Origin of the sequence: Mesotoga sp. B105.6.4 (assembly GCF_002896535.1) — a bacterium.
Lineage (GTDB): Bacteria > Thermotogota > Thermotogae > Petrotogales > Kosmotogaceae > Mesotoga.
Genome location: NZ_JWIM01000034.1, coordinates 1 through 24,449, shown reverse-complemented (window position 1 = coordinate 24,449; position 24,449 = coordinate 1). Strand labels below are relative to the sequence as shown.

Here is a 24,449-nt window from a genome sequence, read left to right as displayed (position 1 = left end):
ACAAATAGTCGATGTTAGAATCTATTTGCTGTGGGGCGTAGCCAAGTTGGTAAGGCATCAGATTTTGGCTCTGACATCCGTAGGTTCGAATCCTGCCGCCCCAGCCAGAAAAGGGTGGCTATCGCCACCCTTTCTTATGACTAGTTATTTGTCTCGTTCGGTCCTTCACTATCAAGAGTTACGTCCAGATCGACATCTCCTATTTGTGAAGGTGCCTCGATTTCAAATGGAACACTCAATTCTCCTGAAGTAACTTCGGTGTCAAGGTCCATGTCGCTAGAGGTTTCGAACTCCGTTGAGTCAGCCGTCTCGGTTGCATCGATCGTTTGGCTAGCGTTCAGTTCTGAGATATAGAATTCGATACTCTCAATTAGACCCCTGATAGTCTCGTCTTCCGGATTAAATTCCAGAAGCTTCTCCAGGTAATGCTTTTCAGCCATAAGGTAGATCTCCATTAGCGGTTCGTTTTGCTCCAGATTTGCCATCTTCTCATAGATGTCAACAAGCAGATAAAGCGCACTAATCTTCAGATCCGTCGCGGCTTCTGTAGAGTTAATTACCTTTCGATTCAGATCTCCTTCTATGCTCTGAATAGGAGAGTCAATCAAGAGAGATCTAGCCTGCGCTCCAAAGTACTGACTGTAGTATTGAAGATAGCTATCCAGCAAGGCGGAGTTCTCCAGCAGAGGCCTCACGTTCAAGTTGTAGGAGTTCTCGTTGTACATGTATGCGACTTCTGGATTGTTGCCGTCTATCTGGTACATATAGTTTACGACTTTTGTTGAGTTGGGCATTACAGAATAGAGGTATCTAACAGAGCTCTCGAAACGGGAGTTCGTTTCGTCATAGACTTTCCGCTTATCTGCCAGCATCTCCTGAACTTCTTCCAAACTCTCAACACCGAATTCTGTCATGTATTCTCGGGCCCTTTTAGCTTCAGAAAGAACACTTCTCAATTCAGTGTTTGTTGCCGGAATTGTTTCAAGCTGATCGTTAATATCCTCGATCGACATCGATGTTGCGGTTGCTGGAAGAGCCAACAAGAGATCCTCTAGATCTTCCAAATCGAACACCTGATATCTGAGGTTGGTTACCTCGTCCTCAACTAACTGCGTATAGAAGACAACCGGAAGGTACGATTCGCCTATGAGGACATTTCCGGATTCGTCAAAATAGTCGCTTTCGAGTTCTTCCAGAAATCTCTTGGCCGCCTGTCTGTCTCTTCTTGCTTCATCATACTTGGAATACATCTCAAGATCGGGATCGTTTATCATATGCGATAGATTATTCTCCACTCTGTATTCTGCGATCCATTTGTCGAATTCAGCGTTCTCAAACTGATTCATTTCAGTCTGATAAGAGGGAGTGTTAACGAATTCCTCGAAGCTGTCGAATGTAGACTTGTTGTTTACAAGTATAAGGTGGTACCCGAATTGTGACTCGACAGGGCCGACCAAAACGCCGGGAGTTGCGTCAAAAGAAGCGTCTTCGAATTCAGGAACCATCTCTCCTCTTCTGAACTGCCCAAGGGCACCGCCACTGGCTGCAGTACCTGTGTCTATCGAATACCTAGTAGCGGCTTCGGCAAATGAGACCTCACCATTCTCAATCATCGCCTTTATTTCGACTGCGCTCGCTTCATCAGAAACAAGGATATGGTCTGCATCTACCCTCTCATAATCGAACTTCAAACCTTCTAGATTCTCTTCAACAAAAGTCTGGAAGCGACTATTCATGTCTGGAATCGCCTTGTTTGCGACATTCACAGTTAGCAACTGCGTTGCCACATAGTCTTTGATGAGCGCTGAAAAGGCATCGACAGAACCGTACTGGTAAATTATTGCGGATCTGGTTTCTTCATCTGCAACATACTGATCAACTATCCTCTTTGTCTCAGACTCGACCTGTGCAGTCGTCGGAAGGACTTCATTCTCTGTTGCATAGAGAAGCAGTGTCTTCTGATCGATCAATGACATGAATATGTCGTATCTAATTCCCATTTCACTGGGATAGTTTTCCATCTCAAAATACGGATCTAGGGTATACCCCTGGCTTCTCAGGTTCGTTAGTGTGTCGCGTACCGATGTTTCGTACTCTGAATAGGTAATCCAGTAATTTGGATCAGAAAGAGGTGTGCCGTCCTTTGTGAGCCCTCCAACGGTTTCGCTGAAATTGACCGTAGCTCCTGTGTTCTGTTGATTTCCTTGAGAGCCGCCTCCAATATACTGGGCAACGGACCACCAAATAATTCCAACTCCAAAGAGTACAGCTACTGCCCAAACGACAGGCCGTTGAATAGATTTCATGAAATTAGGATTTCCTCTGGATTTCTTCTTTGGCATTTACTTTTCAACTCCCTCCAAGCACCAAATACTCTACAACCAAGAGGGGGAGGTTCATGCCTCCCCCGGCTTCACGAATTATACCATAGTAAGTTTGCTCTTGTAATCGGCGCAACGTCAAGAAAAATGATGGATTTAACTAACCGACCTGCTTAGCGTAGACCCTGAAGTCAATGTGCGGAAATATTGAGTCAATCCATTCCAGGGTCTTCAGTCTGCTTTCATCTATCGAATTACTCTCGATTTCTCCATAGAGCCTCAGCAGCCTGTCAATATGAGTCTTGGTTCTGTTAACAGCGTATTCCACTGTCGTGTTAGTTGTTATGATGAATGCCCAGTCGCTTGACTGAGCAAGAAGAAGCTCTCTAGCCATCTGATTTAGCGCCCTGATTCTAAGTGCGTCGTCTGTTCTTTCAAACTTCCTTGCGAGTTCAATCATTCTCCTGGAGCCTTCGTCCAGATGCCTATATATCCAGTCGTTTCTACCATTCAGCCAAACTTCGTTGTATCCGTTGGCTCCCCAGGTAGAGGTATTGGGAGTGACTACCTGTGCCTGATCCATTGAGTTGATAACTTCTGAAGGAGTTGAAGGAACAACAATGTCATCTCCGTTAAGTTCTCTGAAAAGCTCCTCAATGAACAGAGGGCCTTCATACCACCAGTGACCGAACAACTCTGCATCGAAAGGAGCAACGATTACAGGTTCTTCTCCGTCAAACTGACTGAATAACCTCCTAACCTGTTCTCTCTTTCTGTTTGCGAAATCCTTTGCGTGTTCTACAGTAGCTCTTCGGGCATCGTCCAAGTCATAATAGCTCTTTTCGTTGAGGGGTACATCTTTACCAGTTATCTTATAATACTTTATTCCAGTGTTGCACCGCTCTCCACTCGGATCTATGTAGGGCCTAATATAGTCCTCTTCCCTGTCGAAGCCCACGTCTCTATAAAACTCTCTATACCTTGAATCACCGGGATAACCAACTTCGGCACTCCATACCTGTTGACTTGATTCGGGATCTCTTGCGAACACAAAAACATTCTCTGGTGTAACTACCGGTCTGTATACTCCGTATCTCGGTGCCGGATCTCCGTACCAAAGGCTGTGAGAGTCAACAAAGAAGAAAGAAAGTCCGTGTTCGCGCAAATACGAATCGAAGCCTGGGACATAACCACACTCGGCCAGCCAGATTCCTCTGGGGTCCTTCCCAACATGTCTCCTATAGGAGTCAACTCCGATGCTTATTTGAGCATTTATCGCCTCAGGGAAATTGGTCATCAGAGGTAGAAAACCATGAGTAGCGTTACATGTTACAATCTCCAATTCTCCGCTATCCTGGAACCCTGAGAATTCTCCAACCAGATTGCAGTTGCATTCTTCATAGACTTTCCTAATGTCTTCCAGTTCATGAAGATAATGCGTAGCCAGCCTGTTGGCGGCCGGGTGTTCTGCAGAGGTTCTCGAAATCTCTATTCCTGCAAGCTCAATCGATGATCCAAGATAATTGAGATACTTCTTCTGCAGGTCGTTATTAGCAAGCATTTCCATCAGAGGCGGAGTTATGCTCATCGTCACTTTAAAATTCACTCCGTCACTCCTCAGCCTTCTGAAAGCCTGTAAGAGAGGTATATATGTCTCTGTAATGGCCTCGAACAGCCATCTCTCTTCCATGAAGCTCGGGAAGTCAGGGTGGTTGATAAACGGCAAATGCGCATGGAGCATTAATACGAATCTCCCTCTGCTCATAAAATCATCTCCCGCTTCTGCTCTTCGAGATAGTTTTGATGAACTCTTCAGAAGAAGGATTGCCTGTTGGTCCCGAAGATTTCGTGATTCTCGCACGTCTAGAACTCTCGTGAGAGACTTTCAACTCTTTCCTAGAGCCTTTTCTCAGATCTACCCAGATTTCATTATCGGTAAACTTCGGCGAGTTCCTCGGTGTCCGCGTAATTCCAGATTTAAGAACGCTCTTGAAATGACCGTCAATGTAGTAACCGATCTCGGCAATGTAGTCTGCATCGGGAAAATCAACCTGGAAATACCAGTTGCCCGCATCGATAGAGATGTCAGACTCCTTAAATCTGTGAGCATTCTTTCCATCGTAGATGATGTTAGTAATATCACTGACTCTTACAAGAAGCCTGAATTGAGAGGTCGAAAGATCTCGAGCAGTTCGTTCAGAAAGATCCCACACCACATACACCCAGTAAGGATTCACTGGATGGATAGTAACAAAATCATGAAAGTACGATGATGGGATCTCTGCATTTACTGGCTTGGAAGGGCGGAGGATCTCTGAGGGAGTCTTTGTCGCTGCATCGCTCGAAACATGTTTGCTCTCCTGAGCATGCTTCTTCAGAGCACGAGAGATATCCTTTTTTCCCATAGTTCTCTTAAGGTTAATCCCCATCATTTTCGCGAAACGTCGGAGATCCTGAATCGTCGGGTCGGTACTTAAAAATGATTGAATTTCTTCGTTAATCATGTTGAAAACCTCCTGGGCATGAGTTTCTCCACGAGTAGATGATAACATACTCCAGGAAGATAATTCAAGTGATTACAGTTGACTAAAGGTGATTATTATCAATTTTCTTTCGCAGACAACTTAAATTGGCAGTTTTACGTAATATCTCTTAGCTTATCGACCACGTAGTCAACCATATAGTCGCTATCTACCTGAAACTGCGACCCGTCACTCATTACCCTGACGGTCACTATATCTCTTTCGATTTCTTCCTTTCCGATAATCAGAGAGATCTTCGCTCCGATTCTTGCAGCATGTTTCATTTTGTTTCGCATGTTTCTTTCCATCACGTCAACGTAAGTTGAGACCCCAGCTTTCCGGAGCCTTCTGGCATAATCGAATCCTTTAACACTCTCTTCTCTTCCAAAGGTAAGAACTGCAACTTCTGAGCCTCTTGGGATACCGGCTTTCGAGTTTTCCGATTTGAGAAGCATTACAATTCTCTCAAGACCTATCGCAAAACCAACTGCGGGGCAGCTCTTTCCTCCAATGTACTCAATAAGACCGTCGTATCTACCCCCACCGACTAACTGATCCTGGCTACCTAAAGAAGAGGACCTTACTTCGAAGGCAGTTCTACTGTAATAATCTAGTCCGCGGACCATGAATTGATCAACCTCATACTGAATACCTGCTTTATCGAGGTACCATTGAAGCTCTTCAAAGTGACTTCTACAGTCAACGTCGAGGTAATCAAGAATACTGGGGGCTCCTGCAACCCTTTCTCTATCAACCTTACAGTCAAGAAGTCTTAGGACATTCGTTTCGTACCTACGCTGACAGTCAGAACACATTTCCGGAAGCTTGTCACTGTAGTATTTTTTGAGAGCCGTCTTATAATCCTCTCTGCACTTAGGACAGCCGATAGAGTTTATGAATAACTTCGCTTTGTTCAATCTCAATTCTTTGAGGAAGCTGTAAGCCATCTCAATTATCTCGAAGTCTGCCAAGGGACTTTCAGAGCCAAGTATTTCCGCGCCGAACTGATGAAACTGCCTTAGTCTACCGGCTTGTGGCTTTTCGTAGCGAAACATCGGCCCGTTGTAGAAGAGCTTAATAGGCGACCCGAGGTTCACAAAAGAGTTTTCGATGAATGCTCTGGCCACGCTTGCCGTTCCTTCGGGTCTCAAAGTGATCGACCTGCCGCCTTTGTCTTCAAATGTGTACATCTCCTTCTGGACAACGTCGGTAGATTCACCCACGCTCCTCTGAAAGAGTTCAGTCGCTTCAAAGATTGGCGTTCTGATTTCAGTGAAGGCGTACTTATGAGATATATTCCTTATGGCCTCTTCAACATAATGCCAGTATCCAATGTCTTCATAAGATATGTCCTGAGTTCCCTTTATTCTTGTAATCATGACTTTAAGCATTCCTCCGTCTTCTGAATATGATCTTTCCATCTCTAAGTAGTTTAGTTATAGCATATATTACGACAACGAATTCAAGCCTTCCGAGAAACATTCCTATCGTCTCGGTCCATAGGAGTCCGGCCGGTGCTCCGGGGGACGTTATACCTACCGAAAGGCCAACAGTGCTCAATGCCGAAGCAAACTCAAAGACAGAAAGAGCCATCGAGTTTCCATATGACATCAATATTCCTGTTCCGACTGCATAAGTGAAGAAGTACAATGAAAAGACCAACAGAATCTCTTTGACCAGTGAATCGTCGATATACCTTTTTGTTTCACCTTTCCATATCTCCTGTTTGAGAAGCGCATCCTTTGGAAGGAAATAGCGTCTGATTTCGAGCCAGAGAATCATGATCAGAGCAAACAAACGGTATTGCTTGAGGCCTCCCGAGGTTGAATCAAGGTCTCCACCGAAAATCATCAACAAAACTATCAAATAGATACCGAACTGATTCCAAGGGACAAAGTCCACGGTAGAGAAACCGGTACCTGTTAGAGCAGAAACAGTTTGAAACAGGCCGTGCCGAAATCTTTCTGCGCCCGATGAGTAAACCACCGTAAGAGTACCGGTCATAAGAAGAGGTGTGAAAACAGCAAGAATTACGAACATCAGTTTCGGTTCACCGTTTTTCCAGAAGGCTCTGAAATTCCTCTTCCACAATGCATAATGTATTCCGAATCCGGTGGCACCCAGTATCATCAACACTATAGTGACTATTTCTATGAAGATGCTGTTGAATTCCCCTATTGATCCGGTTCTAGTCGAAAATCCGCCAGTTGCCAGAGCCGTCAAAGAATGATTTACAGCATCGAAGACATTCATTCCAGCTAGCACGTACATCGCGATTCCTGCCAGTGCATATGAACCGTAAATCACTGCTATAGTTCGCGTGGAGCTCTTTATATTCGGAACGAGATTATCCATTCGTCCTTCGGCCTTATAAAGACCGAGCCCCGAAGGTCCGAGAATCGCGGACATCATTATGATTGCAATGCCAGCTCCACCGAAGTACTGCATCAAGCTTCTCCAAAGCAGAAACGTTCCGGGGATTTTTTCAACGTCCACAAGGGTTAGACCAGTCGTTGTCCAACCACTTGTCGACTCAAAAACTGCCTGTGTGAAGTCTAGATAACCCCCGATAACAAAAGGAAGGGCAGACAGTAGAATTGCGATTATCCAGGAGAAGAGGACTACTATCGCGCCCTCTTGAACTGTGATTGCGGAGCCAGGTTTAACTCGCATTGTCATTTTAAGAACAAGTCCCATGACAAAACTCAGAAACGCAGTTACGATGAAGGAAAGACTCTCGGCAAATGTGGAGGGATTCCAAATGCAATATGACAAGGGAATCAGCAATAGTATCGGGAAGAAGATGAAGAGATTCCCCAAGTATCCGAAAACAAGCCTATATCTTTGCTTCAGAATGTTTTGAAACATCTACACCTCTCCCAGGAGAGTTTCAAAGACTGAAGATTGAACGGTTGGACTGCTCAGAACTAGAAGAACATCGCCCCTTTCAATGATTGTATTACCTCTTGGAATGACCACTTCGTCATCCCTGACAATCGCACCTATGACGCTTTCGTCCGGAAGAGGGATATCCTTGATAGCTTCTCCGATTATTGGGGACTTGTCCGTCATCTCTATCCTTAGAATCGAGACTTTCTCCGAAGAAGGAAGGAGGTTCGTAATATGCTCTCTGAAGAGGCTATCTTCAAGAGCAACGCCCAGTATTTCCGTTGGGCTTACAACACTTTTTATTCCCATCTTTTCGAAGACTGCTTTGTTGTCTGGATCATTCACCATAGCTACCGGGCGCTCGATACCATAGACTCTGGAGGCCGTTAGGCACGCAACGAGATTGTCCTGATCATTAGGAGTCAAAGCAACAAAGAGGTCCGATCGATCAAGCTCTAGTTGCTCAAGAATGTATCTTTTGCTGCCATCGCCTCTTACGACCACCGCACGAAGTTTCTTGGCCATTTCGTCACAAAACCGATCGTTCTTATTAACCATCATCACGTTATGACCCTTACTCAGAAATCTCCTTGCCAGGTGATAAGCGATCTTCTCGCCCCCGATAAGCACGATCTTCATTTGTCGTCACCGCCGATGAAGTACAACGCGTTCTTGATGCTTTCAACTGCTAACAGTGTTGGACAAATAACTTCTATCCCAAAATCGGAGAACATCTGGATGTTATTCGGATCATAAGCTCTTGCCACGACTCTTGGAACTTCGAAGTACTCTTTGGCAGACATTGAGATCATCAAGTTAGTATTATCATCCGTAGTGAGAACGAGGGCAACGTCGGCCTTATCAAGTTTGGCTTCCTTCAGTACATCGAGTTCTGTTGCGTCGCCCATTATGTTGAATCCTGTGAATTCGTACGAGAGCGCATTGAAAGAAGACTCGTTTCTATCGACGACAACCACACTGCAACCCATTGAAGAGAGCCAGTTAGCCATTCTCGATCCAAGTCTACCGCAACCGAAGATAACGATGTAATACTCATCCTTCTTGATTGCACCCTTCATGAAAGGCATCTCTTACTCCTCCAGCTTCTTCAGTTCTTCAGAAGCTTCTTTGAAAGCCTCATCAAGAGAAAGTGAGGCTTTAAGATGTTTTGCAGCAAGTTTTGGATTATCTTTGGCCACCAGCAGTGCATAAAGAAAGTGGGGGAATGGTGACCCAGGGAAGTCGGAGAATAGGGCACTCATCAGTGATTCGGCCTTGGCGGTTTGGCCATCTTCGATCAATCTTCTGATTTCCCTCGCGCGCTTATAGATACTGTCTTCTTCTCTCAAGGCAAGTTCAAACGCATCTCTGATTTCCTGAGGTGTGAACGGTTTGGTTAGAAAATCCACTATTCCCGCTTTAAATGCTTTTCTCATTGATTCGGGAGATATGTCTGACGAGACTACTATTACGGGAATTGAATATGCTCTATTCTTAAGTTCCTGGAGGAATTGAATTCCATCCATAGAAGGCAAGCTAAGATCTGTGAATAGGAGGTCTGGCTTTCGTTTCTCAATCTCTTCCAGGGCTTCCTCGGCAGTCACGAAAGTATGGACTTCATTGTCTTCGTTCTCCATGGTCTTCTTGACAATTCGCCTGACATTCAGCTCGTCATCGACCACGTAAACGAGTGCCATGCAATCACCTCCACAACACAAATCATATTACCACATTAAGCTCAAATAGTGTTTGAGAGTTTCCACAAATGGAATTCTTAGAAACTGTTTGTCTCGATTTGTTTCTTTGCGAAGTCAAAAAGAAAGGATATTGCAAAGCCTGATACAATGAGAGGGAGGTTCAATACCTCAATAGTCAATAGGCAACTTGAGATCAGTAATCCCTCGAGCCAGACACTAAACACCACAAGAACCTGGTATATTGAGAGCACATAGGAGAAGAAGCTTCCAACCAACAGATGCGAATACCGTTTTCTTACATTGCTTTTCTTCTCAGCGATTCCGAAAAAGTAGATAGCGGAGTTTATTCCAATGATGATGGCAAGAAACGGATCGCGATCAGTCAGAAGCAATCCGAAAAATGAGTTTATCGCGAGAGCTGCAAAGAGTACTCCACCGAACATAAGCCAGAATGTTATCGACCTGCCTCTCATAGGAATCCCCCAACTACTCTTACGATTAGTGCAACAGTATAGGCAACTGTAAGACTGTAGAAGACGGAGAAGAATACATACTTGTAGCTTCCGGTTTCATTCTTTATCACAGCAAGTGTTGGCATGCACGGAACATACAGAAGTACAAAAACTAGGAAACTCAAAGCTATTTCAGGGGTAATCAACGTTCTTATAGCACCAAGAGAGCTTCCTGAGACGCTAAGATTTCCAAAGAACGTTGTGAGCGATGAAACGATGACTTCTTTCGCGGCTATTCCGAAAACCAAACTGGTTATCATTTCCCACGTGTAACCCAGGGGTATGAAGAGCGGTTCAAGTGATTTCCCAATCATGGCTGCGAAACTCCCTGTCCCTTCTGAGGGAAAGTAACTGAGAAACCATATTACAACAGAGGCGCCAAGTATTATCGTACCAGCCTTTTCGAGAAAGTGACGCCCCTTGTTCCAGGTATAGAGAATTAATGAACTTAGCCTCGGTTTTCTATAACGTGGAAGCTCCATTATCAACGTGGAGGGCTCGCCCTTGAAGAAGAGCTTGTTGATCAGCAGCGCGGAAAGGACCGTTATAACAATACTTAAAACGTACAAAAAGAAAATCACTACACCGGCTCTTGCGCCGAAGAAGGTGCCTGCAATCAAAACATAGACTGGAAGCTTCGCGCTACAAGAGATAAACGGCGAGACAAGAATGGTTACTATTCGCTCTTTTGGTTCAGAGATCGATCTTGTCGACATAATAGATGAAACATTGCATCCAAATCCAAGGAGCATAGACATGAAGGAGCGCCCGCTGAGTTTCATTGAATACATTAGTCTATCAATGACAAAGGCAGCTCTAGGCAAGTAGCCGGTTTCTTCAAGAATTCCAAGCGCTAGGAAAAGTATGAAAATGTTAGGCACGAAAACCAAAACGGCTCCAACGCCTCCTATTATTCCCTCAACAACGAGAGAGCGAAGCCAATCTACGCCGATGAAGCCGCCAAATGCGCGGCCGAGGCCTCCGAGCAGTTCTTCAATCACGATCGATAAGGGTCCTGAGATAGTGAAGGTCAGCTGGAAGACGATGTACATAACCGCAAGGAATATCAAAATCCCAAGAAATCTATGAGTCATAACGTGATCTATTGCTTCGGAAAAATTCCACCCTATCTTTTCTTTACCCTTAACTGATGTGGAAAGGATCCTTTTTATATATTTATAGCGAGTTTCAGCGATTTCCACAGAGAAGTCGTAGTCCAGAGTTATTCCCGTTATTTTTTGAACTTCATAGTCCTTTTCCAGAAGCTTTATCGAAAGCCAACGTTCGTCAAACCCGGCCAGAGAAGGGTTTCCCTTTATTCTCTCTGATAGATCCCTAAGGTGAGCTTCCACTTCATCGGAGAAAAGATAGTGGACATGGCTGCTGCTCTTGGTGCTCTTCACAAGAGTATTCTTCAGCTCTTCGATACCTTCGCCTGTGACCGCCGAGGTAACGACAACCGGAATGCCAAGCTGCTTCGAAAGCTCGTTCTTGTCGATCTCAAAGCCTGCTTTCCTCGCTTCATCGACTGCGTTTACTACAAGAACTACATCTCCGCGAAGCTCAAGAACTTGAAGAAGAAGATAGAGACTTCTTTCCAGGTTGACGGCATCACCTATGACTATTGCGACACCAGGCTTCTCATTCACAAGGAAATCCCTGGCTATTTTTTCATCAAGACTGGTGGCACCCAGAGTGTAAGTGCCTGGCAGATCAACAACATCTATGGTGTGATTGTGATGCCTCATCACTCCGGCTCTCTTTTCAACAGTAACACCGGGCCAGTTCGCAACAACCTGTCTCGAGCCGGTTAGACTGTTAAATATGCTTGTCTTTCCAACGTTTGGGTTTCCTAGAAGCGCTACGGTAATTTCCTTTGAATCGATTCTATCTGGCTGATTTTTCACGGATAAGTTTATCTCTCCCTGACTATGATTCGCATCGCCTGACCTCTCGAAAGCGTTGCATAATTGCCTTTTACGCTGATTTCAATCCGCCTTCCAAGATTATCGATTACTGTAAGTCCTTTGCCTTCTTCGATCCCCAGCAATCGCAGCCTTTCTCTAAATCCCATCCCACCGTTTATGAGACTTACCAAGTAATCTCCTTTGGAAGCGTATGAAAGAGAAATTGAAGATGTCTCTACAAGTATCCACATGGATATATCATCTCTAAGAGTAATATCTGTGCCCTTTATTCTGTAGACTTTTGGATCACCAAAAGGAGCGACTTTGATCAGCTGTATCTCCTCGCCGCTAACAAAACCGAGACCACATAACCGCTCCCTCGTTATCGGGGGAAGCTCTAGTTTTCTGATTTTGCCCTTTTCACCTTCGCACATTCTTGACAGTGGAACAACCATCGAAATCACCATTATTGAGAATTTGTCTCAATAAGATTGTATCATTAAACGGCTACCGCTGCATAGTGAACGATCTGAAAAGAATCCAGGTGGATCGTTCCCAATGACCTAAGTGGATTTTACAGGAGTGAATCAACTACGTATAATTGTGGCAGAAGGAGGGGAGATTGTTGAAGATCTTTCAGGTAGATTCATTTACGGGAGTGCCTTTCGGTGGAAATCCTGCAGGGGTCTGTGTACTTGAAAAGGAAATTGAAGAGAGGCAGTATCTTAACATTGCGGCTGAGATGAATCTTTCCGAGACTGCTTTTGTGAATCCTTTGACGAAGAGTAATACTTTTGGGTTGAGGTGGTTCACTCCTAAGACTGAAGTGAAAATGTGCGGGCACGCCACTCTTGCTACTGCCTGGGTACAGTTCACCGAGCTGGGAATAGAAGGAGAAATCTTCTATGAGACTCTAAGCGGCAGACTGAAGGTTCGGTATGTCGATGGAAAGATAGAGATGGATTTCCCTTCAGATAATCCAGTTAGGGTACCAATCGATGATGCATTGGAGAGTATCATCGGAGTGAAAGGGAAAGGCTACTATTCACCCGCAACGGAAAAACTTCTCTACTTCATACCATCAATCTCTGAGCTCGAAGCGATTTTGCCGGACTTCAATCTTCTTGAGAAGATGGACTTTGGTATTGAAGTCAAGGGTTTGATCGTTACATCTCCCGGCGACCAAAGATATGATTTCTACTCTAGATATTTCGCTCCATGGGTAGGCATAAACGAAGATCCGGTAACCGGATCTGCTCACACAGTTCTAGGTCCTTTCTGGTCCAATCAACTCGGAAAGAGAGTTCTCAAGGCCTGTCAACTCTCTTCTAGAATGGGAGAAATCGAGCTCAGATTATTGGAGGAAAACAGGATTTTAATCCTGGGAGAAGCAGTCACGTTAATAAGGGGCACTATTTCGATCTAGTCCTGTCGGCGCCCAGTTGAATTCTGAGATCATCTTCATCTACTGGCTTTCTTGGATTCACCGTTGCAAAAACCTTTTTAGATGGATCTTCACTTGCCAGTAAAGAAGAGAAGATAGATAAAAGCATGAAAATTGGTCCAAGAGAGAAGCCGGCGACCGCTATGTGACCAGAGGCTCCCCTGTTCGCCATTCCAACTGCAAAAGAGAACCATGCGAAGACGCTTCCCGATAAGACGTCTGCCTTGAAATGGGTGAGGAGTACCGATGGGATAAGCAGAGCGAACAAAAGCAAGACAGAGGTAGCTTCTGAAGAAAAGAAGAAAGAAAGGCTACAGACAAGAATTACAAGACTTAATGAGAAAGTGAGACTTCCAAGGAAGCTTGATCTGATATGCTTCAACAAGTTGCCGTAGTTCATCTTGCTCAGCCTGAAGAGCTGTAAGGACAGGAAGACGATCGGAATTGATAGAATCAGCAATGCGCTACCCACATTTACTGCAGCGAAGAGAATCCAACCGGCAAGCATGGCATAGAGAGAGACAAGCCAGAAGCCGTCAAAAGCAGTTTCTTCGAACTTCCTTACGAAAAGAAAGTGTGCAATGATTAGAATTGGCCACAGAAGGCTCCTCGAAATCGCAGAGAGCAGATATCCATTGCTGTTCGAGGAAATGATTTCCGTCAGGATCACCGCAAGGATGTATGAGAAGACCCATATCGAGAGGAAGATCATTATTGTGCTTTTAGATACTTTCAAGCCACTACCTCCAGTCCAGATAGAAGAATCAGATCATTGTATGGACTCTATCTTCTCAAGTACCAATTGCTCTATTCTTACTAGTTTAGTTAACGCCTCGTCTTTATCTTTCGCTCTAGCATAGATGTAAACCTTCAGTTTGGGCTCTGTTCCCGACGGTCTTATCGCATACCATGAACCATCATCGAAGATGAACTTAATGACATCGGAGATTGGAATCTTCGTTGCGCTCGCTTTTCCGGTACGAAGATCAGTATTAACGCCGCTCAGAAAGTCTATGTAATTCACCACTCTCGAAGTGCCTATCTTAACGGGGTACTCCATCCTATACTCCTTCATAATTCTGTCGACCCTCTTTTGTCCCGATACGCCTTCAAGAATTATTGATATCTGCTTCTCCGAGAAGACACCGTATTTGACATATAGCTCATCGAGTACGTTCAACAATGACTTTCCTCTCTTTAGGAAATAAGCTGCCATCTCACAAAGAAGCATGGATGAAGAAACGGCATCCTTATCTCTTACAAAGCTTCCCGTGACATAACCTATGCTTTCTTCGTATCCGAATATGAATCTCCCCTTTCCACCCTCTTCAATTTCAATGGCTTTTCCGCAGATATTCTTGAATCCAGTCAACGCTTCGAAAGTTCTTACCCCGTACTCTTGCGCAATCGTTTTCGCCATATCTCCCGTTACTATAGACTTAACGATGAAGCCATCTTCAGGTAGAACTCCCTTCTCTTTCATTGATAGAAGAAGATAGCAAACGAGGAGTGCCCCCGTCTGATTCCCGTTAAGTGGTTCATAGTCCTCATTCTTTTTGATCATTACTGCGAGACGATCAGCATCTGGATCAGTTGCAAGAAGCAAATCGGCCTTCTTTTCAAGCCCGAGCTTTCTAGCAAGTGCAAAGGCCCTAACATCTTCAGGATTTGGATAACCAACTGTAGAGAAGTCTGGATCTGGATTCTCCTGTTCAGGAACCACAAAAACATTCTTAAAGCCCCGTTCTCTCAATACACGACGTATCATGACGTTGCCGGTACCATTCAAAGGAGTGAAGACGATTCTAATTGATTTGTCCAGCTCCTCCTCTGAATCTCGAAGGGTAAGTGACAAGACCTTGGAGATGTAGAGATCATCGAGCTCCTTACCCACATCAACCAGCAGTCCATTCCTTCTTGCCTCTTCTAGAGGGATCGTCTTCGGGCCAACAAACAGCTCTGTTTTTCGCATCTGGGTGTAGACTTTGTCGGCCACTTCGGGCAGTACTTGAGCCCCATCTTCCCAGTATAGCTTGTACCCATTGTACTCTTTTGGATTGTGGCTGGCGGTAATCATAATTCCCGCTACTGTTGAGAGTGTAAGAACGGAGAAGGAAAGCAGCGGTGTTGGCCTTATATCATTAAAGAGGTAGACTTTTATTCCATTTGCTGTAAGTACCGATGCAGCAATTTCAGCGAAATCTCTTGACATATGTCTGGAATCGTAGGCGATTACAACACCTCTATCCCTTTGCTCAAGACTTCCGGTCAGAATCAGATTCGCCAATCCCTGCGTTGCTCTGGCAACGTTGTACTTGTTCATCCTGTTGTCGCCAGCGCCTAACTTGCCCCTTAAACCTGCTGTACCAAACTCGAGCTCTTTATAGAAGCGGTCCTTTATCTCGTCGTCACTGTTCGATATAGAGAGCAATTCATTTCGCGTAGGTCCATCGATTTCGGGGCTATTAAGCCACCTCTGATAACGGCTCTTGTAATCCATATCAAGCCTCCTTTTCTCTTTTAACTAATTATATAGTACAACTTACGGGTTGGCATAGCTTATCTTCGGCATACAAGTTCTACAGCTGAAAGAAATCTCCCTATATGAGTCGAATAGTAAGAGTGTTTTGATGCCATCACGGAAAAGCATGCGTTGTATAATCACTAAGGCGGCACTTAACAATTTGGGGGTGTGATTTTGCTCTACAGAAAGATCATGGTTGGAGAGAATCTTGAATCCATGCAGTGCGAGATGTATTTCGAAAGCCTGTTTGATGTCGACTTCGACTATCTGGTCGGTCTTGGAAAGGATATGCCGACGATTCTTTTCATAGATGCAAGCAAATACAGCAAAGATGTTCTAAACGACTGGATCTTTGCATTCACAAACATAATTCTGATTAACAACAACCCGATTCGGGCATTCATTATCAGGGGTTATTCTGAAGAGCTGCAGGAGTTCAAAGGTTACTACCGCGTTGTCAGCAGCTACAAGAGTGCGAGGCAGATAGTTCAGGAGATAGTATCCAGTATCGACGGCAGCCTGGATAAGATAATCGGAAAAAGCAATAGAGTTCTTCAGATGAAGAAGATGATGGTCCTCACTATGTTTTATGACGGCTCAATAATGATTCTCGGAGAGACGGGATCTGGCAAGAATCTACTTGCAGAAGTAATAGCCAAGCTCTCTCCAAGAGGTTCCAGGCCCTTCTATTCGATAAACTGCGCGGCGATACCGGAGAACTTACTGGAAAGCGAGCTCTTTGGGTACAAGAAGGGGGCCTTCACCGGAGCAACTTCCGAAAAAGTTGGTCTTATCGAACAGGCGAACTACGGGACGTTATTTCTAGATGAGATCGGAGACATGCCGCTGAACCTGCAGGCCAAGATACTTGCAATAACAGAAAACCGGGAGTTCTTCAAAATAGGCGCGACAAAACCGATGAAGGTAGATGTTAGGTTCATAACGGCAACGAACAGATATGATGATTCTGCATTAAGAAATGACCTAAGATACAGACTGTCCGCAGTGAAGATAGATCTCCCACCGCTAAGAGAGAGAAAGACGGACATCCCGCTGATTTTTGACGACGTTCTAGAGAAGAAGGGATACCTTGTAAAATTCGATAATATCCCTAAAGAGCTTAAGGAGAGGTTTCTTACCTACAACTACCCAGGCAACGTCAGGGAGTTGATCAACATGGTTGAAGAGTATCTGGCGGTCAACGATGTTGTTCAAGCTTCCGTAAACTCTTCGATGTCGAAAAATGTCAAACTTCTCGCCGAAGAGGCGATGGTGGCTAGAATAGTAAACGGAACAACCTACAAAGACTTTCTCCAGGAAGTCTATAAAAGCGCCTCTCAGGAACTACTCCAACAACGTTCAGAAGTCCTCGGAAACGATATTAACGAACTCTCAAAGGAATTTGGTTTGACTACAAGAAGGATCAGAGATCTCCTTGCTGAGCTTAACAGCTCCGCCAATAATCCAACACGAAGTGATGGAGAAGAGTGAAACCACGATCATCGGACTCTCCTTATGCGAAAATATTAATGTATAATCTCTGGAGTAGGAGGTGTTTTTTTGGCGATACGAAAGCTCAGTCTACCAACAGGGGTTGAAGTCGCCGAGCTTTTCGGAGAGTATGATCGAAAAGCTAAGTATATTCAGAAGAAGCTGGATGTAAGAATTTCGATCATCGGTGATGAGATTTGGATAAAAGGTGAAGATGGAACAGGAATAGATATTGCAGGAAAGATAGTGGATGAACTTGTTCAGATAAGCAGAGATGGCCACCTTGTTGAGTGGAGGGAGTTTGAATATATAGTAGATCAACACCTGCAGTATGACGAGGATGGGGGAAGCTTCAAGGGCGTCTACAACGAAGTAAAGGAAACAACACTGCTTTCAAACAGGATAAGACCGAAAACCATCGGGCAGAAGAACTATATGGAGACGATGAAGGAGAAAGAACTCGTCTTTTCCATTGGTCCTGCTGGGACCGGGAAAACCTATCTTGCTGTAGCTATGGCAGTAGACTTTCTGAAGTCAGGTAAGGTACAAAGGATAATCCTCACTCGACCCGCCGTAGAAGCCGGAGAGAAATTGGGATATCTCCCGGGCACTCTTCTCGATAAGGTAGATCCTTATCTGAGACCTCTCTATGACGCACTCATGGAAATGATACCCGCTGAGAAACTCGCCTACTACAGAGAGAGTTCGATAATCGAAGTCGTCCCTCTTGCCTATATGAGAGGAAGGACTTTGAACAACTCATTCATCATCCTTGACGAGGCTCAAAACACAACCTACCAGCAAATGAAGATGTTCCTTACTAGAATTGGATTTGGTTCGAGAGTAGTTGTGACTGGGGATATTACTCAGATTGACCTTCCTAGAGATTCAGGGTCGGGTTTAGTGGTCATTCAGAAAGTGCTTGGAGATATCCAAACGATCGGCTTCTCATATTTGACCGATCAGGATGTTGTGAGAAACCCTCTTGTTAAGGATATTATAAAGGCATACGATGAGTATGAACGAGAAGAAAAAGACGAAGAATAGTGAAATATCAAAGGTTCAGTTCCCTCTTGAGAGACTTCTGAATGTCAAAGATCTCACAAATTTCGTAGTCTTTCCCATATTCCTAGCACTGCTCAATAGATTGCCGTTCCTTTCGCTTCCTTCAAAACCATTTCTCTACTTCGTGGGTTCGGCGATCTTATGGTACATATTCGCGGAGAGATCCGTCAGAAATAACAGGTATTTCAACCTTCATAGAGCTTATCGGATAACTTTCTTTTCTGTTGTTTCTTTTGGTGTTTTTGTGAATTCTTTTGTACCCTCTCTTGCAGACGAAGCACTTCTACCGGAAATGACACCGATTTTTCTGAGTGTTTCAATTGTGACAGTTCTGATTGGTTACCAGGAGGGGATTGGCAGCGGTCTGTTCATGTCCTTCCTTGCATCTGCGAATCTCGACAACTCTCTTGAAACATTCATACTGTTGTCGGTGGTGGTTCTTGCAACAGCTCTTACCACAAGAGCTATAGAGAGAAGAATTGAGATCGCTAGAGCCGGTTTCGAAGTTAGCTTGATATTTACGGTGGTAAATGGGATCAGAATGTCACTTCAAGGAGAGGCAATTCGTGTGGTCGATCTGTTAATAGCTTTTGCTAATCCCATTCTGTCGTCTGTGATTGTAATTGGAATAATACCCTATCTCGAATACGCAAGCAGGATTTACTCGGATATGGGTTTGCTGGAACTCGGAAATTTATCCCATCCTTTGCTGAAGAATCTGTCGATATACGCGCCAGGGACCTACTATCACAGCATCTCCCTTGCAAATCTCTCTGAAGCTGCCGCGGAGAGGATAGGAGCAAACGCCATACTGGCGAGAGTAGCAGCCTATTTTCACGACATCGGAAAGTCGAAACGTCCGCAGTACTTCACTGAGAACCAGCAAGAGGGGACAAATCCTCACGACAATATCACGCCATCAATGTCAAATCTCGTTATAAATGAACACGTGAAGCAAGGAATCGAACAGGCTAGAAAGTATAGGCTTCCGCTTCTTGTAGAGGACGTAATAAAAGAACATCATGGAACAAGAATAAAGAAATTCTTCTTTCACAAAGCCAAGACGATGGGTCAGGAAGAGAGAAGCGATGACTTCAGATATCCTGGTCCGAAGCCGCAGTTCAAGGAGTCTGGGATAATTATGCTGGCGGATTCCGTTGAAGCAGCGTTCAAGAGTATAAAGAAACCTACTCCCGCAAAGACTCAAGAGCTTGTTGAAGAGGTCGTCAACGGTATCTACAATGAAAGGCAGCTTGATCAAAGTGGATTAGATCTCGATGATCTTGAGAAGATCATTGAAGCTTTCACTAGAGTTCTAATGAGTATGAATCGGCCAAGAATTGAATACCCTAAAGAGGCTACCGAAAAGGTGGTGTCCATCAATGGAGATTCTGATACAAAACAAGACACAGAGGAAGGTAGAAGAGAACATAGTAGTTGACATCGCGGAGAAAGTAATAAGAGCAGAGCTTGGTGATAAAAATCCGGGGGTACTGAACATTCTGCTCACGGGCGATTCGGAAATCAAAAGCATAAACAGGGAATTCAGAAACAAAGATGAATCAACCGATGTTCTTTCTTTCCAGTATGGCTTGGAAGAGGAAACTATTGGTGATATAGTAATCTCGCTTGACAGAATCTCTGAGCAAGCTGCTGAGTTCGACAATTCTTTTGAGGAAGAACTATACTACATTCTCATTCACGGCGTCCTACATGTTCTAGGGTACACTCATGAAGGATACGATAATGGTGGAGAAGAGATGTTTGATCTCCAGAAAGGTTATTTCACGCGCTTTGTTAAGGAGGGATAGGCTTTGTCTGATTTTAGACCATTTAGAGCAGTAAGACCTGCAGAAGGAATGGCGCAAAAGGTGAACTGCCCACCATACGATGTTGTTTCATTTGAAGAAGCGAGAGAGATCGGGAGGAGTCCCGAGAGTTTCATGCATGTGATTAGGGCAGAAATCGACCTTCCAATGGAAACCGATCATTACGCCGACACGATCTATTTGAAGGCAAGGGATAACCTTGATAGAATGATCCGGGATGGAATTCTCGTGCAGGAAGATGAGCCGATGTACTACATCTATTGGCAGAAGATGAAAGACCACGTTCAGATCGGAGTGGTTGGAGGAGCCAGTGTAAATGAATATCAGAAAGACCTCATAAAGAAACATGAGCTAACGAGGCAGGACAAGGAAGAGGACAGAGTTAAACACATAAGAACCACCGGTGCAAATACGGGCATGGTTTTCCTGACGTTCCGAGCAAATGAAGGGCTTGAGACGATTCTTCAGAGATACTCCAAGGAACTGCCATTATCAATGCGTGTTATCGATGAAAATGATGTTGAACATAGACTTTATGCAGTAAAGGAAAGAGAGAAAGTCGATGAACTGAGAGCTGCGTTTTCAAGTGTCGAGTGCATGTATATTGCCGATGGTCATCACAGAGCAGCTTCGTCTTCCAGGGTAAGAGAGCTTTTCAAGAAGGAAAATCCAGCACATACTGGGAACGAAGAATACAACTTTTTCATGGCCGTTGCGTTTCCCCATTCTCATCTAAAGATAATGGACTACAATAGAGTCGTTCAGGATTTGAACGGCATGACCGAATCGCATTTCATCGAAAAGGTAAGCAAGGCTTTCGATGTTGAAGAAGCTCCCGATATTCCATACAGGCCTCTTAAGAGACACGAATTTGGAATGTGTCTGACAGGCAAGTGGTACAGATTGACGGCCCGAGAGGGTACTTTTGATGAAAGCGATCCTGTTTCAAGCCTCGATGTAGACATTCTTCAGAAGAATCTTCTCGATCCCATTCTTGGAATTGACAATCCAAGAGAGGATTCCAGAATCGACTTCGTAGGAGGAATAAGAGGACTGAAGGCTCTTGAGAACAGAATAGCGAATGGCTGGGCGGTCGCGTTCTCAATGTTCCCCACTTCGATGGAGGAGCTTTTGGCTGTCGCCGATCAGGGAAGGATAATGCCTCCGAAATCAACCTGGTTCGAACCAAAACTGCGCAGTGGACTTGTGGTTCATTTACTTAGATGAAAACTGGGGCTCTAATAGTAGCAGGCGGTCTAGGACTGAGAATGCATTCCTCTCTTCCAAAACAGTTTATGCCTCTTTCAGGAAAAGAGATATTCGTCAGATCCGTGGAAGTATTTCACGGATCTGCTTATGTTGATTTCATTGTGCTGATCGTTCACAAAGACTGGCTAGGTCAGGCAAGGAGGATTCTCGAGAAAAGAGGAATAAACTCAGTAAGTGTAGTTTCTGGAGGAGAGACAAGGCAAGAGTCAGTTCAAAACGGGCTTTTGTTCTGCGAAACAATCAGACCAGAGATAGTCATGATCCACGATGCAGCAAGACCTTTCTTTTCGAAAGAGCAAATTCCGGAGATCCTTAGACTTATTACACCCGGAACGGGAGTCGTAGTAACTGAGAAAGCAACAGATACAGTCTATCTGGTGGAAGATGAAGTGGTGGTCGACGTTCCTAATAGAAGTAATCTCAGACGGGCAGAGACCCCACAGACCTTCACGTTCTGCGAAATCCTGCAGGCACACAGAAAAGCAGCCGAAGAAGGGATTCATTGCTCAACTGATGATGCGCAACTTTTCATAGGATTTGGCGGCAGAGTGGTTACTGTCGACTCGATCGCTCCAAACCCAAAGATAACTACTCCTCTCGACTTCAAAATGGCCGAGCTACTGATAAATAGAGAATATGACTTCAATAGAAGAGACTAATACTCACTCAAAGAGAATTCGGGCACGGAATCCGAGAGCTTGAAAAGCGCCTCTATGCTTCTTCCGAAAAAGATACTATCAAAGAAGAACTTCACCGCGCTGTCCAGGTAATTTACCGCGTCTCTCTTGTTCATGAACCTTCCTGTCTCGCCGAAGAAGTAAGTTAGTGGAGAGAGATTTCTGACCATTGCAAAGTCGACATGTCTCATGCCGCTTATGCTTAAGTTGTAGTTCGATTTGGCAGAATCTTTCGAAACCATTGAAAGAAACTCGCCATTGACACCGGATTCCCATTCACTTGAAGTCATCAATAATACTGGATTTGAAAGCCCTGAAACCAATTCCTCAATGGTGAAGCCTTCAAGGGTAGGATCGGCCAGGACCATCGGAACTTCTTCGTTTGAAAGCGCGTACCGTAAGGCAACGCTCCCGCCTCCGGAATGGCCGTAGAGACCGATGTCCTCCATATTCAATCTTTCATAGAAATCTGAATAAGGATCTTCATTCATCTCTTTTAGAAACTCAATTACATAGTCTATATCACGAGAAAGATACTCCGACAGAAACCTGAGCTTATTCTCTCTTGTGCCTTCAGGCAAACCGTCAAGAAGGTCGTTTCCCAAAAAATAGTAGACGTTATTGTCCGAAAATGTCACTACTGCACAGGCGCCCGGGTGCTCTATTCCTGCGACAAGATATCCGCTGCTAGCCAGGGACTCGGCCAGGGAGGTATGTAATTCACTTATTGACGACCAACCGAGAAGCAATATGATAATGGGCCAGCCAGACGAGTTCATGGATGGAGGCGCGCCTATGAACGAATTAGTTCGTACTCGGTATAGATGCTCGAACAGTCCCTTCGGGTAACCGGTCATTATCTCGAACCCCTCAAAGATAATCGGATCATTGTCTATCCAACCCTTTCTTTCATAACCGGAAATCTCATCTGCCGGATACCAGATATCCAGACCTATCTTCGTTGAATCCGAGTAGCTTATTCCAGCAACTCCAATCGGTTCGGGATTCGTCACTTCGAAAGAACGAAAACCGACCTTATGAGGTCCGTCAGGTACGGGCATGTGATTCAACGGGAAGAGATAGTCTAAAAGAGCAAGAGTTCCCAAAAGAATTCCAAGAATAGCATAGACGGTTGCGTTACCCACTTTCGATCTCAAAGACTCACCTCCCCTGCAGAAGCTGCAAGAATTCCAGACATTATCGCGATTCTTGATTATACCAAGATTGATTTATGGACGTAATGCATGTGAGACAGCAGTTGGAAGACACAATGCTGCCTTCGGCAGGAGGCGAGGCCGACTTCGTCGGGAAGTGAGGCTGGGAAGTACATCCCAGGAAGTGATGCCCGGAGGAGCATCCGGGGAAGTGATGCTGCTGCGCAGGAGGGAAATAAATGCCAGTCACCTTCGGTGGCCAGTCTTTTCTTCGCAAAGGCCAGTCTGCTGCGCAGGCCAGTCCGGCTTGCGCCGGCCGGAAGAGCCTAGTCTAGGAACGGGTTACTAAGTGCGGGTTAGAAAGATCGGGTTGATAGAAGCGGGTTATCGAGACTTGGTTAGGAAGAGCAGATCCCGTGCAGGTTCTGTCTCTTTTTTTGTGTAAACCCCTTTTTTGTAATGGGTTTAAGAATCAGCTTATGTACTTAGCTAATCTTTCATACTTTATCACAAGTTGAGTAAGGATCTTTGACCATTCAAGGGTTCTTACTGTCCATTTCTTTGTTATATTTATTATTGCTAGATAAGCCATCTTTAAGAGAGAAGTATCCGTAGGAAAGACTCCCTTATTCTTCGTTACCTTCCTCAGTTGTCTATTAACTGATTCAATGGGATTAGTTGTATAAACCAATCTTCTCAGTTCCTCTGGATATTGAAAGAAGGTTGAGAGAGATTCCCAGTTTTCCTTCCAGCTTTTTATTGACAAGTGGTATTTGTCACCCCACTTCTCTTCTAATGCAAGCAATGCATTCCATCCCGCCTCTCTTGTTGGTGCCTGATAAACTGTCTTTAGATCGCGTGCGAGAGGTCTACGATCCCTCCAGGTTACATATCTCATGGTGTTTCTTATCTGGTGAACTATGCACTTCTGAACCTCTGAGAATGGATATACAGCCTCTATGGCTTCTTCCATTCCGCTTAATGCATCTATTGAGAAGATTGCTACGTCTTCAACTCCGCGATTCTTCAATTCGTTTAGAATGCTTAGCCAGTAGCTTGCTCCTTCTGTTTCGCTTATCCACATACCTAAAATGTCTTTGTGGCCATTTAGGGATACTCCTAAGGCTATATAGAGTGCTTTCTTCCTT

Annotated in this window: 22 protein-coding genes and 1 tRNA gene; 8 read left to right on the top strand and 15 right to left on the bottom strand. The window is 44.6% G+C overall.

Annotated elements, in window-relative coordinates; translation table 11 throughout:
• Positions 1 to 31: 31 nt before the first annotated feature.
• A tRNA-Gln gene (locus RJ60_RS08040) sits at positions 32 to 107 on the top strand.
• Positions 108 to 140: 33 nt separating this feature from the next.
• Here RJ60_RS08040 and RJ60_RS08035 read toward each other — a convergent pair.
• The 11 genes from RJ60_RS08035 to RJ60_RS07985 form a co-directional block, all read right to left on the bottom strand.
• Positions 141 to 2,342, bottom strand: a complete 2,202-nt coding sequence (locus tag RJ60_RS08035) for a peptidylprolyl isomerase (RefSeq protein ID WP_099829159.1) — start codon at positions 2,340 to 2,342, stop codon at positions 141 to 143.
• A 139-nt stretch (positions 2,343 to 2,481) separates the two neighbouring features.
• Positions 2,482 to 4,086 (bottom strand): glycoside hydrolase family 57 protein, encoded by a 1,605-nt coding sequence (locus tag RJ60_RS08030; RefSeq protein ID WP_099829158.1) that lies wholly within the window; start codon positions 4,084 to 4,086, stop codon positions 2,482 to 2,484.
• A gap of 4 nt (positions 4,087 to 4,090) precedes the next feature.
• Positions 4,091 to 4,825 carry a DUF4912 domain-containing protein gene (locus RJ60_RS08025; protein ID WP_099829157.1) on the bottom strand — a complete coding sequence of 245 codons (735 nt, stop codon included), beginning with the start codon at positions 4,823 to 4,825 and terminating at the stop codon, positions 4,091 to 4,093.
• A 134-nt stretch (positions 4,826 to 4,959) separates the two neighbouring features.
• A complete protein-coding gene (gene hisS / locus RJ60_RS08020; protein WP_243392245.1) occupies positions 4,960 to 6,234 on the bottom strand; it encodes a histidine--tRNA ligase in 1,275 nt (424 codons plus the stop codon).
• Positions 6,227 to 7,711, bottom strand: coding sequence for a TrkH family potassium uptake protein (locus RJ60_RS08015; protein ID WP_099829156.1), 1,485 nt, complete (start codon positions 7,709 to 7,711; stop codon positions 6,227 to 6,229). The genes hisS and RJ60_RS08015 overlap by 8 nt, the downstream gene beginning before the upstream one ends.
• Positions 7,712 to 8,371, bottom strand: a complete 660-nt coding sequence (locus RJ60_RS08010) for a TrkA family potassium uptake protein (RefSeq protein WP_099829155.1) — start codon at positions 8,369 to 8,371, stop codon at positions 7,712 to 7,714. It lies immediately after the preceding gene.
• Complete coding sequence (locus tag RJ60_RS08005; protein WP_099829154.1) at positions 8,368 to 8,820, bottom strand: TrkA family potassium uptake protein; 453 nt, start codon at positions 8,818 to 8,820, stop codon at positions 8,368 to 8,370. Before RJ60_RS08005 ends, RJ60_RS08010 begins: the two co-directional genes overlap by 4 nt.
• A gap of 3 nt (positions 8,821 to 8,823) precedes the next feature.
• Complete coding sequence (locus RJ60_RS08000) at positions 8,824 to 9,429, bottom strand: response regulator (RefSeq protein ID WP_099829153.1); 606 nt, start codon at positions 9,427 to 9,429, stop codon at positions 8,824 to 8,826.
• Positions 9,430 to 9,506: 77 nt separating this feature from the next.
• Positions 9,507 to 9,902 carry a hypothetical protein gene (locus tag RJ60_RS07995; protein WP_099829152.1) on the bottom strand — a complete coding sequence of 132 codons (396 nt, stop codon included), beginning with the start codon at positions 9,900 to 9,902 and terminating at the stop codon, positions 9,507 to 9,509.
• The gene (gene feoB / locus RJ60_RS07990; RefSeq protein WP_099829151.1) at positions 9,899 to 11,848 is read right to left on the bottom strand and encodes a ferrous iron transport protein B; all 1,950 of its coding nucleotides are present in this window, start codon (positions 11,846 to 11,848) and stop codon (positions 9,899 to 9,901) included. The genes RJ60_RS07995 and feoB overlap by 4 nt, the downstream gene beginning before the upstream one ends.
• Before the next feature lie 8 nt (positions 11,849 to 11,856).
• Positions 11,857 to 12,303 (bottom strand): ferrous iron transport protein A, encoded by a 447-nt coding sequence (locus RJ60_RS07985; protein WP_099829150.1) that lies wholly within the window; start codon positions 12,301 to 12,303, stop codon positions 11,857 to 11,859.
• A 170-nt stretch (positions 12,304 to 12,473) separates the two neighbouring features.
• Here RJ60_RS07985 and RJ60_RS07980 point away from each other — a divergent pair, with 170 nt between their 5' ends.
• Entirely contained in the window at positions 12,474 to 13,274 is an 801-nt protein-coding gene (locus tag RJ60_RS07980; protein ID WP_243392244.1) for a PhzF family phenazine biosynthesis protein, read from the top strand.
• Here the strand turns inward: RJ60_RS07980 and RJ60_RS07975 are convergent.
• Both RJ60_RS07975 and RJ60_RS07970 read right to left on the bottom strand, forming a co-directional pair.
• Positions 13,261 to 14,028 carry a hypothetical protein gene (locus tag RJ60_RS07975; protein ID WP_243392243.1) on the bottom strand — a complete coding sequence of 256 codons (768 nt, stop codon included), beginning with the start codon at positions 14,026 to 14,028 and terminating at the stop codon, positions 13,261 to 13,263. The genes RJ60_RS07980 and RJ60_RS07975 overlap by 14 nt on opposite strands.
• A gap of 33 nt (positions 14,029 to 14,061) precedes the next feature.
• Positions 14,062 to 15,792 (bottom strand): phospho-sugar mutase, encoded by a 1,731-nt coding sequence (locus RJ60_RS07970; RefSeq protein WP_099829148.1) that lies wholly within the window; start codon positions 15,790 to 15,792, stop codon positions 14,062 to 14,064.
• A 198-nt stretch (positions 15,793 to 15,990) separates the two neighbouring features.
• On the opposite strand from RJ60_RS07970, the gene RJ60_RS07965 reads away from it, so the two are divergent.
• From RJ60_RS07965 to RJ60_RS07940, 6 genes are all read left to right on the top strand, one after another.
• The gene (locus tag RJ60_RS07965; protein WP_099829147.1) at positions 15,991 to 17,307 is read left to right on the top strand and encodes a sigma 54-interacting transcriptional regulator; all 1,317 of its coding nucleotides are present in this window, start codon (positions 15,991 to 15,993) and stop codon (positions 17,305 to 17,307) included.
• A gap of 69 nt (positions 17,308 to 17,376) precedes the next feature.
• Positions 17,377 to 18,354 carry a PhoH family protein gene (locus tag RJ60_RS07960; protein WP_099829146.1) on the top strand — a complete coding sequence of 326 codons (978 nt, stop codon included), beginning with the start codon at positions 17,377 to 17,379 and terminating at the stop codon, positions 18,352 to 18,354.
• Positions 18,320 to 19,813, top strand: a complete 1,494-nt coding sequence (locus tag RJ60_RS07955; protein WP_099829145.1) for an HDIG domain-containing metalloprotein — start codon at positions 18,320 to 18,322, stop codon at positions 19,811 to 19,813. The genes RJ60_RS07960 and RJ60_RS07955 overlap by 35 nt, the downstream gene beginning before the upstream one ends.
• The gene (gene ybeY / locus RJ60_RS07950; RefSeq protein WP_099829144.1) at positions 19,755 to 20,183 is read left to right on the top strand and encodes an rRNA maturation RNase YbeY; all 429 of its coding nucleotides are present in this window, start codon (positions 19,755 to 19,757) and stop codon (positions 20,181 to 20,183) included. The genes RJ60_RS07955 and ybeY overlap by 59 nt, the downstream gene beginning before the upstream one ends.
• 3 nt (positions 20,184 to 20,186) lie before the next feature.
• Positions 20,187 to 21,428 (top strand): DUF1015 domain-containing protein, encoded by a 1,242-nt coding sequence (locus RJ60_RS07945; protein WP_099829143.1) that lies wholly within the window; start codon positions 20,187 to 20,189, stop codon positions 21,426 to 21,428.
• Positions 21,425 to 22,129, top strand: a complete 705-nt coding sequence (locus RJ60_RS07940; RefSeq protein WP_099829142.1) for an IspD/TarI family cytidylyltransferase — start codon at positions 21,425 to 21,427, stop codon at positions 22,127 to 22,129. The genes RJ60_RS07945 and RJ60_RS07940 overlap by 4 nt, the downstream gene beginning before the upstream one ends.
• Here RJ60_RS07940 and RJ60_RS07935 read toward each other — a convergent pair.
• Both RJ60_RS07935 and RJ60_RS07930 read right to left on the bottom strand, forming a co-directional pair.
• Positions 22,126 to 23,304 carry a hypothetical protein gene (locus tag RJ60_RS07935; protein WP_108702520.1) on the bottom strand — a complete coding sequence of 393 codons (1,179 nt, stop codon included), beginning with the start codon at positions 23,302 to 23,304 and terminating at the stop codon, positions 22,126 to 22,128. The two genes, RJ60_RS07940 and RJ60_RS07935, sit on opposite strands and share 4 nt — an antisense overlap.
• A gap of 469 nt (positions 23,305 to 23,773) precedes the next feature.
• Positions 23,774 to 24,449: IS256 family transposase (locus RJ60_RS07930; RefSeq protein WP_146028902.1), on the bottom strand; the 676-nt coding region annotated here is incomplete at its 5' end.

Excerpts from the sequence above, each read along its gene's own strand:
- RJ60_RS08035 (WP_099829159.1), bottom strand. The coding sequence starts at position 2,342 with ATGCCAAAGAAGAAATCCAGAGGAAATCCTAATTTCATGAAATCTATT.
- RJ60_RS08030 (WP_099829158.1), bottom strand. The coding sequence starts at position 4,086 with ATGAGCAGAGGGAGATTCGTATTAATGCTCCATGCGCATTTGCCGTTT.
- RJ60_RS08025 (WP_099829157.1), bottom strand. The coding sequence starts at position 4,825 with ATGATTAACGAAGAAATTCAATCATTTTTAAGTACCGACCCGACGATT.
- hisS (WP_243392245.1), bottom strand. The coding sequence starts at position 6,234 with ATGCTTAAAGTCATGATTACAAGAATAAAGGGAACTCAGGACATATCT.
- RJ60_RS08015 (WP_099829156.1), bottom strand. The coding sequence starts at position 7,711 with ATGTTTCAAAACATTCTGAAGCAAAGATATAGGCTTGTTTTCGGATAC.
- RJ60_RS08010 (WP_099829155.1), bottom strand. The coding sequence starts at position 8,371 with ATGAAGATCGTGCTTATCGGGGGCGAGAAGATCGCTTATCACCTGGCA.
- RJ60_RS08005 (WP_099829154.1), bottom strand. The coding sequence starts at position 8,820 with ATGCCTTTCATGAAGGGTGCAATCAAGAAGGATGAGTATTACATCGTT.
- RJ60_RS08000 (WP_099829153.1), bottom strand. The coding sequence starts at position 9,429 with ATGGCACTCGTTTACGTGGTCGATGACGAGCTGAATGTCAGGCGAATT.
- RJ60_RS07995 (WP_099829152.1), bottom strand. The coding sequence starts at position 9,902 with ATGAGAGGCAGGTCGATAACATTCTGGCTTATGTTCGGTGGAGTACTC.
- RJ60_RS07985 (WP_099829150.1), bottom strand. The coding sequence starts at position 12,303 with ATGGTTGTTCCACTGTCAAGAATGTGCGAAGGTGAAAAGGGCAAAATC.
- RJ60_RS07970 (WP_099829148.1), bottom strand. The coding sequence starts at position 15,792 with ATGGATTACAAGAGCCGTTATCAGAGGTGGCTTAATAGCCCCGAAATC.
- RJ60_RS07955 (WP_099829145.1), top strand. The coding sequence starts at position 18,320 with ATGAGTATGAACGAGAAGAAAAAGACGAAGAATAGTGAAATATCAAAG.
- ybeY (WP_099829144.1), top strand. The coding sequence starts at position 19,755 with ATGGAGATTCTGATACAAAACAAGACACAGAGGAAGGTAGAAGAGAAC.
- RJ60_RS07940 (WP_099829142.1), top strand. The coding sequence starts at position 21,425 with ATGAAAACTGGGGCTCTAATAGTAGCAGGCGGTCTAGGACTGAGAATG.